We start from the raw sequence: 13,172 nt of genomic DNA, 5'->3' as shown, positions 1-13,172 counted from the left end.
TCGCATCCTGCCGCGCGATCATTCGGGCGGGGGCACCCAGCCGCCGCCCAGCGCCTTGAACAAGGTGATCCGCGACGTGCCGAGCTTCTGGGTGGAATCGGCCAGCGCCGCCCGCGTATCGATCAGCGCGCGCTGCGCATCCAGCAGATCCAGATAGGATATGGACCCCGCCCGGTAGCGCCGGTCGGCAAGGCCATAGGCCGCGTCCGCGCGGATGCTCGCCTCCGCCAGCGCATGATTGCGGCGGTCCTCCGCGCCATAGAGCGCCAGCGCCTGCTCCACCTCCTTCAGCACCGCCAGCACCTTGCCGTCGAATGCCGCCAGCGATGCATCGGCTCCCGCCTCGGCCTGGCGGATGCGCGCCCGCGCCACCGCCATGTTGGGAAAGCTCCAGGACAGCAGCGGCCCGACCGAGAAGGAGAAGGAATCCCCGCCCCGCACCTGATCGTTGCGGAAGAATCCCGCGGATCCGCCCAGGCTGATGCGCGGATAGAGATCGGCCATCGCCACGCCGATGCGCGCCGTATCGGCCGCCAGCCGCCGTTCCGCCTCGCGCAGGTCGGGCCGGCGCCGCAGCAGCCCCGTGCCGTCGCCGATCGGCAGCGCCGCCGCCGGCGCCGGCGGACGGGTGCATTGCGCCGCCTCCGCCGGGACGTTGGCGGGCGTCTCGCCCAGCAGCGCGGTCAGCTCGTAAAGCGCCGCCTGCCTTTGCCCTTCCAGCGGCGGGATCGCCGCGCGGGCGTTGGCGGCGGCCGTCGCCGCGCGCTCCACATCCAGGCGGCCGGCCGCGCCCGCCTTCTGCCGCGTGGCGATCAGCTTCAGCCCGTCCTCGGCGGTGGCAAGCGATTGCCGCGCGATCGCGATCGATGCGCCGAAGGAACAGGCGTCGGCATAGGCCCGCGCCGTTTCCGCCGCCACCGCCACGCGCACCATGTCGCGCGCGGCCTCCACCGCATCGGCATCGGCCCGCGCCGCCGCGATCGTCCGGCCGACGCGGCCGAACAGGTCCGCCTCCCAGGCGATCGCCATCGTCCCACTATAGGTCCATTGCCGCCCGCCCTGCGGAAAGCCGCCGGCCACGGCATCGCCGTAGGAGACGCCGCCGCTCGCGTCCGTGGTCGGCAGCCGGCCGGCCCCGGCCTCGTCCGCCACCGCGCGGGCGCGGGCGAGGTTCGCCGCCGCGACGCGCAGGTCGGCATTGGCGGCGAAGGCCCGCGCCACCAAGCGGTCGAGCACGGGATCGTCGTAGAGCCGCCACCACGCATCCGGCAGCGGCGCGGCCGCGTCCGTCGCCGGGGCCGCCGTCACGAAGCGATCGGCGGCGGCCGGCGGCGTGGCCGGCGGGCGATAATCCGGCCCCATCGCGCATCCGCCGAGCGCCAGGGCCGCGAGCCAGGAAAACTTATGCATGGCCCGCCTCCATCGTCCGCAACTCCCTTTCACGCGGGCTTGCCTCCGTCGCGCGATGGTCCCGCGCGATCAGGCTGTAGATCGTCGGCAGCACGAACAGGGTGAACAGCGTGCCGATCAGCATGCCCATCACCACGACGATGCCGATCGCGAACCGGCTGGACGCGCCGGCCCCGCTGGCGAAGAGCAGCGGCACCAGCCCCGCCACCATCGCCGCCGTCGTCATCAGCACCGGCCGCATCCGCACCGCCGCCGCGCGGCGGATCGCGGTCGTCCGGTCCAGCCCCTCGCCATGCTGCATCTCGTTGGCGAAGCTCACCATCAGGATGCCGTGCTTGGATATGAGCCCGATCAGGGTGACGAGGCCGATCTGCGTGTAGATGTTGAGCGTCGCGAACCCCAGCCACAGCGGCAGCAGCGCGCCGCACACCGCCAGCGGCACGGTGACGAGGATCACCAGCGGATCGCGGAAGCTTTCGAACTGCGCGGCCAGCACCAGGAAGATCACGATCAGCGCGAAGCCGAAGGAAACGGTCAGCCTGTCCCCCTCCGTCACATATTGGCGGCTGTCGGCAAGCCAGTCGATCGTCGTTCCCGGCGGCAGCGGCTGCGCCTTCAGGAAGTCCACCGCCTGCCCCATCGTCACCCCCGGCGCCAGCACGGCGGAAAGGGTGGCCGAATTCATCTGGTTGAACTGCGGCAGCCGGTTCGCCTCGGGCCGCATGTCGATGCGGACCACGGTGGCGAGCGGCACCATCTCGCCCGTCTTCGCTTTCACATAATAACGGCCGAGATTGTCGGGCGTCAGCCGCTGGTCGCGCGGCACCTGGGTGATGACGTCGTAGGAACGGTCGTGCCAGTTGAAGCGGTTGATGTAATTCTCGCCCACCAGGATGGCGAGCGTGTCGGCGATCGCCTCCATCGTCACGCCCATCTCGCCCGCCTTGGCGCGATCGATGGTGATGCGCGCTTCCGGGCTGTCGAAGGCGAGGTCGCTGTCGACGAAGGCGAACAGGCCGCTGCCCCAGGCCGCGCCCTTTATCCCCTCCATCGCCGCATAGATGGCGGGAAAGTCGTCGGACGAACGGATCACCATCTGCACCGGCAGGCCGCCGCTCGATGCCGGCAGCGCCGGCGCCTGGAACGCCGCGGCATAGACGCCGGTGATGGCCGCGCCCTCCCCGTTCAGCTGCGCCTGCACGTCGTCCGCGCTGCGGTCGCGGTCGGCCCATTCCTTCAGGATCACGCCGCCGAAGCCTTCATTCTCGCCATCGGTGCCGTTGCCGAACCAGCTGCTCACATATTCGGGCAGCCGCCGGAACATGCGCTCCACCTCATCGGCATAGCGCGCGGTATATTCGACATTGGCATATTGCGGCGCCTTGGTCTGGACGAAAACATAGCCCTGGTCCTCCGGCGGGGCGAGTTCCCGCCGCGCGCCGGTGAACAGCACGACGATTGCGATCAGCACCGCCGCCCCCACCACCAGCACCGCCGCGCGCGCCTCCAGCGTCCGCGCCAGCAGCCGGCCATAGCCGGCCGTCAGCCGCTCCATGCGATGCTCGATCGCGCGCGCCAGCCGCCCTTCGGAAACCTTGGCGTTCAGCAGCCAGGAGCTCATCATCGGCGAAAGGGTGAGCGCCACCACGCCGGAAACGATCACCGATCCGGCCAGCGTGAAGGCGAATTCGCGGAACAGCGCGCCCGTCAGCCCGCCCATCAGGCCGATCGGCGTATAGACCGCCGCCAGCGTGATCGTCATCGCGATCACCGGCCCCACGATCTCGCGCGCGCCCACCAGCGCCGCCCTCACCGGGGAAAGGCCCTCCTCGATATGGCGATGGATATTCTCCACCACCACGATCGCGTCGTCCACGACCAGCCCGATCGCCAGCACCATCGCCAGCAGCGTCAGCAGGTTCAGCGAAAAGCCGAAGGCCAGCATCAGCGCCGCCGTGCCGACCAGCGACAGCGGGATCGTCACCACCGGGATCAGCACCGCCCGGAACGAGCCCAGGAACAGGAAGATCACGATCACCACGATCAGGATCGCCTCGCCCAGCGTGTGGACGACCTCGTCGATCGCGGCATTCACGAAATGGGCGACGTCGAACTGGCTGATGACCTTCAGCCCCGGCGGGGCCACGCGCTGCATGTCGGGCAGCAGCGCCTTCACCGCCTTCACGATCTCCAGCGGGTTGCCGTCCGGCGTGGGCGAAATGGCGATCGTCACCGATCGGTGGCCGCTCGTCATCGCGCTGCTGTCATAATTCTGCCCGCCGATCTCGACGGTGGCGACATCGCCCAGCCGCACCAGCCCGTCCATGCCGCTCTTCACCACCATCGACCGGAAATCCTCCACGCCCGTCAGGTCGGTGGCGGCGGTGATGTTGATGGCGGTATCCTGCCCCTTCAGCCGGCCGGGCGCCGCCTGCACGTTGTTGGCGCGCAGGGCGGCCGCGATGTCGCCGGCGGAAAGCCCGCGCGCCGCCAGCCGCACGGGATCGACCCAGATGCGCATCGCCAGCGTCTGCCCGCCGGATATCTCGGCGGAAGCCACGCCCGGCACCGCCGTTATCAGCGGCTGCGCCACCCGCGACGCGAAATCGGTGATCTGGGGGACGGAAAGCTTGTCGCTCACGAAGGCGACATATTGCACCGCCGATGCGCCGTCGGTGATCTTGGTGATGACCGGATCGTTGGCGCCCTGCGGCAGGCGGTATTTCACCTGCTGCACCTTGGCGAGCACCTCCGTCATCGATCGGTCGGCGTCCGCGTTCAGCACCAGCTTCGCCTTCACCTGGCTCTTGCCCTGGCTGGAGGTGGAGGTGAGATATTCGATGCCGTTGGCGGTCGCGATCGCCTGCGCGATCGGCGTCGTCACGAAGCCCTGCATCACCTGCTGGGTCGCGCCCGGAAAGCTGGTGTCGACCACGATCGTGGCGCTTTCCATGTTGGGATATTCGCGCACGGGGAGCGAGAACAGCGCCGCCCCGCCCACCAGCAGGATCAGCAGGCTGACGACGATCGACAGGATCGGCCGGCGGATGAAGATATCGGTGAAGCGCATCTCACTTCCCTCCGGCCGGCAGCAGCCGGGCGATGGAGACGTTCGCCCCCGGCTGCACGCGCAGCTGGCCTTCGGAAACCACGACGTCGCCCGGCTTCAGCCCCTGCGCGATCACCGCCTGATTGCCGAAGCGGCGGCCGACGGTGACGGCGACGATCTCGGCCTTGCCGCTCTTGCGGGCATCGGGGCCGCGCACCACGATCACGCTGTCGCCCGATGCCGATGTCTGGATCGCGGTGGCGGGCACCACCAGCGCGCCCCGTTGCGGCGGCAGGTCCAGCGCGGTGGTCACATACATTCCGGGGCGGAGCGCGCGATCCGGGTTGGGCACCGTCGCCTGCACCGTCACGTTGCGGCTGTCGCCGCCGATGCGCGGCTCGATCGCGTTCACCCGCGCGGTGAAGCGGCGGCCGGGCCAGGCGTCGCTGGCAAGGTTCACGACGCCGCCGATCGCCAGCCGCGCCAGTTCCTGCTGCGGCACGGTGAAATCGACATAGAGGGTATCGAGCGCCGTCAGCGTCGCGATCGGATCGCCGGGGTTCAGATATTGGCCCGGATTGATCTGGCGTATGCCCAGCTCGCCCGCGAAGGGCGCGCGCACCAGCTTCTGGGCGATGCGCGCGTCGAGTTGGCGGACGGCGGCGATCGCCTGGTCATATTCGGCCTGCCGCTGCTGCAGCAGCTCGCGCGATTCCGCGCCGGAAGGCTCCAGTTCGCGCGATCGCGAAAGCTGCAGCCTGGCGAAGGAGGCGCGCGCCGCCGCCGCCGCCCGGTCGGCCCGTTCCGGCGCATCGTAAAGCTCGACCAGCGGCGCCCCGGCCTGCACGCGGGCGCCGGCGGTGAAGCGGATGCCCACCACCCGGCCCGCCACCTCGGGCGCCAGCACCACTTCGCGCACCGCCCGCAGCGATCCCACCGCTTCCAGCGCCACCGGCACGTCCACGGGCGTCGCGACCACGGCGGCCACCGATACGGGCGGCGGGGCCTGCGGCGGCGGCGCGGCGTTGCGCAGCGTCCGCCAGCCATAAAGCGCGCCGAACAGCAGCAGCGTGGCCGCCAGCGCGAGGATGATCGGCCGCGCGCGGCCCGGCCTGCTATCGGGGGGATAGGATGATGGACCGGCAGGCGCATCCCGCTGGTCGGCAAGGCTTGAATGTTCCAGGGGACGCTCCCTTGTTCGAATCGGGAGCGCCTCTATAAAACCTCAACCATGATTGAGGTAAAGGGGGAATCGGTGGCAAGGCTGACGCACGCACAGGCATTGCGCGAACTCAGCGTGGGCGAGGTCGCGGCCCGCGCCGGCGTGCCGGTGTCGACGGTCCATTTCTATGAGGCGAAGGGGCTGATCTGGGGGCATCGCACGGCGGGGAACCAGCGCCGCTTCCATCGCGGCGTGCTGCGCGCGATCGCGATCATCAAGGTGGCGCAGCGCGCCGGCATCCCCCTTGCCGTCATCCGCGACCGGCTCGCCTCGCTCTCGTCGGACGGGCGGGTAACGATCGCGGCGTGGGAACGGCTGTCGACCGAATGGCGCGACGATCTGGACGACAGGATCGGGCGGCTCACCCGCCTCCGGGATCAGCTGAGCTCCTGCATCGGCTGCGGCTGCCTCTCGACCGAGGATTGCCCCCTGCGCAATCCGGGCGACACGCTCGCCGAAAATGGCAGCGGGCCACGCCTGCTCGACCCGGATTGAGCCAGAGCGATTTTCAGGCGCCCTAGCCGCCGGCGATCCGGCCCTCGCCCGCCTTGAAGAAGAACTGGCTGCACACCAGCCACCCCTTCAGCGGCCTGAGCGGCAGCACGCACGTCACGATCAGGAAGGGCAGCGACGTGACGAGGTGGACCCACCAGGCCGGGCTCAGCCATATCTCCAGCAGCAGCGCGAAGGTCACCGCCGGCACGCAGCCGAAGCATATGACGAAGAAGGCCGGCCCGTCGGCGGGATCAGCGAAGTCGTAGCTCAGCCCGCAGACCTCGCACCCGTCGCGCAGCTTCAGGAATCCCTGGAACAGATGCCCCTGCCCGCAGCGGGGGCAGCGGCCGCGCAGGCCCGTGCGGATCGGCTCCAGCTTCGGCCATGGGCCGTCCTGCGGCTGGGCTTCCATCTTCCCCGGCATGCTGTTCACGGGCCTTGCCTCGTCTGTTCGATTGCTTGCCGTCCATTTAGGCGTTATGTATGGTTACAACAACCATACATAACCATGCAGACGATCCATGCAAAATTGGGTGATCGCGATCCGGGCCGCCTCCGGCCCGCTCTATCTGGCCATTGCCGATACGATCGAAGGCGCGATCCGCGCCGGCCGGATCCGGCCGGGCCAGCGCCTGCCCCCGCAGCGCGATCTTGCCCGCGCGCTCGATGTGGATCTCACCACGGTCACCCGCGCTTATGGCCTGCTGCGGTCCTCGGGGCTGGTCGAAGGCGCCGGCCGCCTCGGCAGCTTCGTCCGCAACGGCGCGCATGTGCAGGCGCTGGCCGCACAGGCATCCGACGATACCGGCATGAACATGCCGCCCCAGCCCGGCTTCTCCCAGCTCAGCGAGGCGATCCGCACCGGCATGGCGGCGCTGCTCCGCGCGTCCGGCCCCTCCCCGCTGCTGCAATATCAGCCGACCGGCGGCTACGGGCACGATCGCGCCGTCGCGGCGGAGGCGCTGTCGGCGCGGGGCATGCCATCGACCGAGGATGAGGTGGCGATCGCGGCCGGCGGGCAGAACGCGCTCCATGCGATCCTCGGCAATGTCCTGGCGCCAGGCGACAGGCTCGCCGCCGGCCGCTTCGTCTATCCCGGCCTGCTGGCGCTCGCGGCCCGCTTCGGCATCCGCGTCGATCCGCTCGAAACCGATGCGGAGGGGCTCGATCCCGATGGCGTCGCCCGCGCGCTCCGGGGCGGGGCGAAGGCCGTCTATGTCGTCCCCACCAACGATAATCCCACCGCCGCCACGCTCGGCGCCGAACGGCGCGCGGCGATCGCGGCGCTGGCCCGCCGCCACGGCGCCCAGATCATCGAGGACGACGCCTATGGCCGGCTTCCCGCGGTCCCGCCCGCGACGATCGCCAGCCTCGCGCCCGAACGGACCTGGCATATCGCCAGCCTGTCCAAGATCGTCTCGCCCGCGCTGCGCATCGCCCATGTCCGGGCGCCTTCGGCCCGCGATGCCTGGCGGCTGTCGGCCGATATCCACGAAACCGCGGTCATGGCCGCGCCGCTCAACGCCGCGCTGGTAACGGGCTGGATTCGCGACGGCACGCTAGACCGGCTGGTGGCCGGCGTCCGCAGCGAAGCCGTGGCCCGGCAGCGCATCGCCGCGCACCATCTGGGGCAGGTGCCCTATGCGGCCCATCCCGAAGGCTATCACCTCTGGCTTCCGCTGGGGCCGGGCATGGCCGCCACCGATCTCGCCGCGGCGGTGCGCGGCATGGGGCTCTCCATCGTCCCCGGCGAAGCCTTCGCCGTCCGCAAGGATCACCCCGCCGCCGCCGTCAGGATATCGCTGGGCGGCGCGATCGACCATGATCGGCTGCGCCGCGCCCTCGAATGCCTGGAAGCCCTGCTGCTCCGCAACCAGGCACGGGCGGCGGGCTAGGCGCCCGCCAGATACGCCGCCAGCGCTACCGCATTATTGTGCGCTTCGTCATGGGCGGCGTAGACCAGCGTCACCCGCTCCCTGCCCGCGATCTCCCGCAGTTCCGCGACCGCCGGATTGCCCGCCAGCTCCGCCGCATATCGCTTGCGGAATTCCGCCCAGCGCGCGGGATCGTGGCCGAACCAGTGGCGCAGCTCCGTGCTGGGCGCGACATCCTTCAGCCACAGGTCGATCGCGGCCTTCGCCTTGGCAAGGCCGCGCGGCCACAGCCTGTCCACCAATATGCGCCGCCCGTCATCGTCGGCGGGCGCCAGATAGGCGCGCTTGATGCGGATATCCTGCGGCGATCCGGCGGCCATTCCTTCCTCCCGATGCCGCGCCATTGTGCTGGCCCCGGCCGGCGGACGCAATATCCGCCGGATTGGTCAGTCCAACGGCCCGACGTCAGAGACATTGCCGCTCCCACCCCAGCCGATCTGGTGGTTCTTCCTGTTCTGGCTGCCCGGCTATCTCGGCGATCGCTACAGCCTCGATCTCCTCAGCTTCGGGCCGCCGCTGGTGGCGATCTACCTGCTATCCGATGTCGGCAGCATCGCCGGCGGCTGGATGTCCTCGCGGCTGATGCGGGCGGGCCGGTCGGTCAATTTCGCCCGCAAGGCGACGATGCTGGTCTGCGCGGCCGCGGTGCTGCCGGTATTCTTCGCCCAGAATATCGATAATCTGTGGGTCGCGGTGCTCGTGATCGGCGTCGCCACGGCCGCGCACCAGGCATTCTCGGCCAATCTCTATACCCTGCCGTCGGATGTGTTCCCGCGCGCCGCGGTGGGATCGGTGATCGGCATCGGCGGCACGGTGGGCGCGATCGGGGGGATGATGATGGCCAAATATGCCGGCTTCATCCTCGACGGCTTCGGCACCTACACGCCGCTCTTCGCGGTGGCGGGCAGCGCCTATTTCCTGGCGCTGGTCGCGGTCCACCTGCTCTCGCCCCGGCTGGAGCGGGTTCGGGTGGAGGCGGCCTGATCGCCGCCCCGCCGGCAGGATGCGCCGGCGGGGCCGCCCTCACCCCGCATAGCGGGTTTCCATCAGGTCCAGCTCGCGGATCAGCTTGCGGGCGCCGTCGCTGCCAAGCTCGCGCTGGCGGCTGCGCCGGGTGATCTCGGCCCGCTCGGCCCTCAGCGCCGCCAGCCGCAGCTCCTTCTCGATCCTGTCCACCCGCCTGGCGGCCGCCGCGTCTTCGGCGATGGGGGATCGGGTCTCGATCCGGCGGCGATAGATGTCCATGATCCGCCCGGCGATCTCGACATAGAGGTCCGCATCCTCCTGCCCCTCGGCCAGCACGTGCTCGACGCGCTCGACCTCGGCGATCGCGGCCTTGGCCGCCGCGATGCGCGCCGCCTCGATCTCCGCGAGCTGGGAGGATTCGGCCGGCATCTCCAGCCCCTTCAGCAGCCAGGGCAGGCCGATGCTGGCGACGATCAGCGAAACGATGATCACCCCCATCGCCAGGAAGATCGCCAGGTCGCGCGCCGGAAAGGGCGATCCGTCGGCCATCGCCAGCGGCAGGGTCAGCACGCCGGCCAGCGTGATCGCGCCGCGCACGCCCGCGAAGGACATCGCCGCCACCAGCCGCCAGTTGGGCTGCTGGCGGGTCCGCCCATGGGTCAGCAGGGTGAAGCGGAAGGACACCCACACCCAGATGAAGCGCAGCGCCGCCAGCCCCAGGTTGATCGCCAGCACATAGACGGCCAGCCAGCCCGGCTCGTGATGGCCGGTGATCCGCACCGTTTCGGCCGCCCCCGCCAGGATCAGCGGCAATTGCTCGCCCAGCAGCACGAAGATGATGCCGTTGGCGGTGAACTGGATCGCATCCCACACGGTGTTGCGGCGGATGCGGGTGGCGGCCATCGCCTGGGCGGAACCTTCGGCGAAGCCCATGGCGAGGCCCGCCGCCACCGCCGCGAGGATGCCGGAACAATGGAGATGCTCGGCCACCAGATAGGCGCCGAACGGGATCAGCAGGCTGATCAGGATCTGCGATCCGCTATCCTCGCCGAAACGGCCGCTCACCCCCGCCTTGATGCGCACGACCAGGAAGGTGACGCCCGCGCCGATCGCGATGCCGCCCAGCGCCACCCACAGGAAGTTCAGCGCGGCATCGCCGATCGAAAAGACGCCCGTCAGCGCCGCCGCCACCGCGAAGCGCAGGCAGACGAGGCCGGAAGCGTCGTTCAGCAGCGATTCCCCTTCCAATATGTGCATCATTCGCTTGGGGATGGGCACGCGCTGGGCGATCGCCGAAACCGCGATCGGATCGGTGGGGGAGATCACGGCCGCCAGCGCGAAGGCGACGGGCAGCGGCATCGCCGGGATCATCCAGTTGATGATCAGCCCCATGCCGAGCACGGTGAACACCACCAGCCCCAGCGCCAGTTCCAGCACGGTCTTGCCGTCCTTGAACAGCTCCTCGCGGGGGATGCGCCAGCCGTCCAGGAACAGCAGCGGCGGCAGGAAGAGCAGGAAGAATATCTCCGGGTCCAGCGTCACCCGCCAGTTGGCGGCAAGGCCGATCACGCCGCCCAGCGCGATCTGCACCAGCGGTCGGGGAACGGGCAGGGGCAGCATGCGCGAAACCACGCCGCTCACAACCACCGCCAGCAACAGGATCAGGATGATAGTGATCGTTTCCAACGATATTCCCTCGCTTGCATCCACGGTCGCCTGCGGGGCGTCCCCCGCGCTCATCCCCTTCTTGCGGCATTATTTCCGCGCTGACGACCCCGTTCGGAAATGGGGGCGGAACGTCGCGCCGATGGTCGCGCTCGTCGAAACGGCCGCAAAGATCGCGAAACGGGCGAATGGCGCGCCCCATCCGCATCGGGATGAGGCACCTTCCGCCGGCAGGGAACCGGGCGCAACCGGCAAGCATGGGGAAGATCAATGAGGCGTTTCGAGGACAAGGTCGTCATCGTCACCGGCGCGGCCGCCGGCATCGGCGCGGCGGCGGCCGCGCGTTTTGTCGAGGAAGGCGCGCGCGTCGTCCTCGCCGGCCGGACGGAAGGGAGCCTGAAGGAACGCGCCGATGCGCTCGGCGCGGGGGACAGGGCCAGCATCCGCGTGGCCGACGTCAGCAAGCCGGACGACATCGCCGGGCTGATCGATTTCACGGTCGGCGAATATGGCGCGATCGACGTGCTCGTGAACAATGCCGGCTCGGGCATGCTCGGCCGCGTCACCACGGTCGATCCCGCCGTCTGGCACCATGTGATCGCCACCGATCTGGATTCGATCTTCTACGCCTGTCGCTTCGCCATCCCGCATCTGGTGAAGACGGGCGGCTCGGTCATCAACATCGCCTCCGTTTGCGGCGTCGCGGGCGATTACGGCTTCCATGCTTATAATGCGGCCAAGGCGGGCGTCATCAACCTCACCCGATCGATCGCGCTCGATCATGCGCGCGACGGCATCCGCGTCAACGCGGTCAGCCCCGGCCTGATCGTCACGCCGGCCACCAGCCAGAGCTCGCCCGAGGCGCTGGCCAAATGGCACGCCGCCATCCCGATGCGCCGGCCGGGGCAGGTGGAGGAGGTTTCCGGGCTGATCGCCTTCCTCGCCTCCGCCGATGCCTCCTACATCACCGGCCAGAACTTCATCGTCGACGGGGGCATGCTGGCGCATACCGGGCAGGTCAACCTGCTCGAAACCTACGGCATGTAGTCCGGCGCCCGCCCGGCCGTCATCCGCCGGCCGGCATCCATCGGAAAGCGCTACACTTCCGCGCGGCGACGCTTTAGGTAGCCGTGCGTGGGGCATATGATTCGTGTCGGCTTGGTCCGGATGGCGTCGGCTGTCCTGGCATCGCCGGCAGTTCAGGAGCGTGGACGAATGGCCCTCATCATGGTGCGTCGTTGAATTACCGGCTGCTGTTCCGGGCGGCCGGTCTTGCCGCCCTCGCCATCTCGCTCTCCTCCTGCTCCGGCAACCGGGACAATGGCCGCGACAAGGGCCCGCCGGAGGCCGGCTTCATCACCGTGAAGCCCGAAACCGTGCCGCTGGAGGTCGAGCTTTCCGGCCGCACCACCGCCTATGAGACGTCCGAGGTGCGCCCGCAGGTCTCCGGCCTGGTCAAGGCGCGGCTGTTCACCGAAGGCAGCATCGTCCAGGCCGGGCAGACGCTCTACCAGATCGATCCCAGCCTCTACAGCGCCGCCGTGAACGAGGCGACCGCCAACCTCGCCAATGCCGAGGCGAACCGCGAGGCGACCCAGGCCCGCGCCGATCGCTACAGGCCGCTGGCCGAGATCGAGGCCGTCGCCAAGCAGGATTATACCGACGCCGCCGCCACGGCGAAGCAGGCCGCCGCCAGCGTGGCGCAGACCCGCGCCAGCCTGGAAACCGCGCGGATCAACCTCGCCTTCACCCGCGTTCCCGCGCCCATCACCGGCCGCATCGGCCGCTCGCTCGTCACCACCGGCGCGCTCGTCACCTCCAACCAGGCCGATCCGCTCACCACCATCCAGCGGCTCGATCCGATCTATGTCGATATCCAGCAATCGAGCGCGGAGCTGCTGGCGCTGCGCCGGTCGCTGGCCCCCGGCGGCGGCGCCCAGCGCGTGCCCGTGCGCCTGAAGCTGGAGGACAATAGCGAATATCCGCTGGAGGGCCGGCTGGAATTCGCCGAGGCGATGGTCGATCCCAATACCGGCACGGTCACGCTGCGCGCGCTCTTCCCCAATCCCTCGGGCATCCTGCTGCCCGGCATGTATGTGCGCGCGCGCCTTGCGCAGACGACCAGCCAGGGCGCCTTCCTCGTGCCCCAGCAGGGCCTGTCGCGCACGCCGCGCGGCGAGGCGACCGTGATGGTGGTGGGCGCGGACAACAAGGCCGTCGAACGCAACGTCACGGCCGATCGCACCATCGGCGACAAATGGCTGGTGACGTCGGGCATCGCCGCCGGCGACAGGCTGATCGTCGAGGGGCTGGGCAAGATCCGGCCCGGCCAGCCGGTCAAGCCGGTCCCCGCCGGCTCGCCGCCGGCCTCCGGCAAGGCGCCTCCGGGCGCGGCGCAGGGCGGTTCCCGGCCGGCCGCGCGGGGCTAGGC

10 protein-coding genes and 1 pseudogene are annotated in these 13,172 nt (G+C 69.8%); 5 read left to right on the top strand and 6 right to left on the bottom strand.

Annotated elements, in window-relative coordinates; translation table 11 throughout:
* Positions 1–18: 18 nt before the first annotated feature.
* From G432_RS13590 to G432_RS13580, 3 genes are read right to left on the bottom strand one after another with little or no spacing between them, the layout of a single operon-like run.
* Positions 19–1,410 (bottom strand): efflux transporter outer membrane subunit, encoded by a 1,392-nt coding sequence (locus G432_RS13590; RefSeq protein ID WP_015459392.1) that lies wholly within the window; start codon positions 1,408–1,410, stop codon positions 19–21.
* Positions 1,403–4,480 carry an efflux RND transporter permease subunit gene (locus tag G432_RS13585; protein ID WP_015459391.1) on the bottom strand — a complete coding sequence of 1,026 codons (3,078 nt, stop codon included), beginning with the start codon at positions 4,478–4,480 and terminating at the stop codon, positions 1,403–1,405. Before G432_RS13585 ends, G432_RS13590 begins: the two co-directional genes overlap by 8 nt.
* A 1-nt stretch (position 4,481) precedes the next feature.
* On the bottom strand, positions 4,482–5,552 hold the full coding sequence (locus tag G432_RS13580; RefSeq protein ID WP_041864923.1) for an efflux RND transporter periplasmic adaptor subunit: 1,071 nt from the start codon (positions 5,550–5,552) through the stop codon (positions 4,482–4,484).
* Positions 5,553–5,714: 162 nt separating this feature from the next.
* On the opposite strand from G432_RS13580, the gene soxR reads away from it, so the two are divergent.
* A complete protein-coding gene (gene soxR, locus G432_RS13575; protein ID WP_015459389.1) occupies positions 5,715–6,176 on the top strand; it encodes a redox-sensitive transcriptional activator SoxR in 462 nt (153 codons plus the stop codon).
* 22 nt (positions 6,177–6,198) lie between these two features.
* On the opposite strand, the gene G432_RS13570 is transcribed toward soxR, so the two are convergent.
* Positions 6,199–6,600 (bottom strand): DUF983 domain-containing protein, encoded by a 402-nt coding sequence (locus G432_RS13570; RefSeq protein ID WP_236626913.1) that lies wholly within the window; start codon positions 6,598–6,600, stop codon positions 6,199–6,201.
* Positions 6,601–6,697: 97 nt separating this feature from the next.
* On the opposite strand from G432_RS13570, the gene G432_RS13565 reads away from it, so the two are divergent.
* The gene (locus G432_RS13565) at positions 6,698–8,071 is read left to right on the top strand and encodes an aminotransferase-like domain-containing protein (protein WP_015459387.1); all 1,374 of its coding nucleotides are present in this window, start codon (positions 6,698–6,700) and stop codon (positions 8,069–8,071) included.
* On the opposite strand, the gene G432_RS13560 is transcribed toward G432_RS13565, so the two are convergent.
* A complete protein-coding gene (locus G432_RS13560) occupies positions 8,068–8,430 on the bottom strand; it encodes a DUF488 domain-containing protein (RefSeq protein ID WP_015459386.1) in 363 nt (120 codons plus the stop codon). The two genes, G432_RS13565 and G432_RS13560, sit on opposite strands and share 4 nt — an antisense overlap.
* 112 nt (positions 8,431–8,542) lie before the next feature.
* Between G432_RS13560 and G432_RS13555 the strand changes: the two are divergent.
* Positions 8,543–9,094, top strand: a pseudogene (locus G432_RS13555) (MFS transporter); the annotation flags it as partial.
* A gap of 39 nt (positions 9,095–9,133) precedes the next feature.
* Here the strand turns inward: G432_RS13555 and G432_RS13550 are convergent.
* Complete coding sequence (locus G432_RS13550) at positions 9,134–10,762, bottom strand: Na+/H+ antiporter (RefSeq protein WP_041865415.1); 1,629 nt, start codon at positions 10,760–10,762, stop codon at positions 9,134–9,136.
* A 249-nt stretch (positions 10,763–11,011) separates the two neighbouring features.
* Between G432_RS13550 and G432_RS13545 the strand changes: the two genes are divergently transcribed.
* Positions 11,012–11,788, top strand: coding sequence for an SDR family NAD(P)-dependent oxidoreductase (locus tag G432_RS13545; RefSeq protein ID WP_015459383.1), 777 nt, complete (start codon positions 11,012–11,014; stop codon positions 11,786–11,788).
* 191 nt (positions 11,789–11,979) lie between these two features.
* Positions 11,980–13,170, top strand: a complete 1,191-nt coding sequence (locus G432_RS13540) for an efflux RND transporter periplasmic adaptor subunit (RefSeq protein WP_015459382.1) — start codon at positions 11,980–11,982, stop codon at positions 13,168–13,170.
* Positions 13,171–13,172: the final 2 nt, after the last annotated feature.

This window comes from Sphingomonas sp. MM-1, assembly GCF_000347675.2.
Taxonomy (GTDB): Bacteria; Pseudomonadota; Alphaproteobacteria; order Sphingomonadales; family Sphingomonadaceae; genus Sphingomonas_E; species Sphingomonas_E fennica.
Note: the sequence above shows the minus strand (reverse complement) of the source record. Positions and strands in the feature narration are given on the sequence as shown.

What these genes read in the sequence shown, in the direction of transcription:
- G432_RS13545 (WP_015459383.1), top strand. Translation starts at nt 11,012, where the DNA reads ATGAGGCGTTTCGAGGACAAGGTCGTCATCGTCACCGGCGCGGCCGCC.
- G432_RS13570 (WP_236626913.1), bottom strand. Translation starts at nt 6,600, where the DNA reads ATGCCGGGGAAGATGGAAGCCCAGCCGCAGGACGGCCCATGGCCGAAG.
- G432_RS13585 (WP_015459391.1), bottom strand. Translation starts at nt 4,480, where the DNA reads ATGCGCTTCACCGATATCTTCATCCGCCGGCCGATCCTGTCGATCGTC.
- G432_RS13560 (WP_015459386.1), bottom strand. Translation starts at nt 8,430, where the DNA reads ATGGCCGCCGGATCGCCGCAGGATATCCGCATCAAGCGCGCCTATCTG.
- G432_RS13565 (WP_015459387.1), top strand. Translation starts at nt 6,698, where the DNA reads ATGCAAAATTGGGTGATCGCGATCCGGGCCGCCTCCGGCCCGCTCTAT.
- G432_RS13590 (WP_015459392.1), bottom strand. Translation starts at nt 1,410, where the DNA reads ATGCATAAGTTTTCCTGGCTCGCGGCCCTGGCGCTCGGCGGATGCGCG.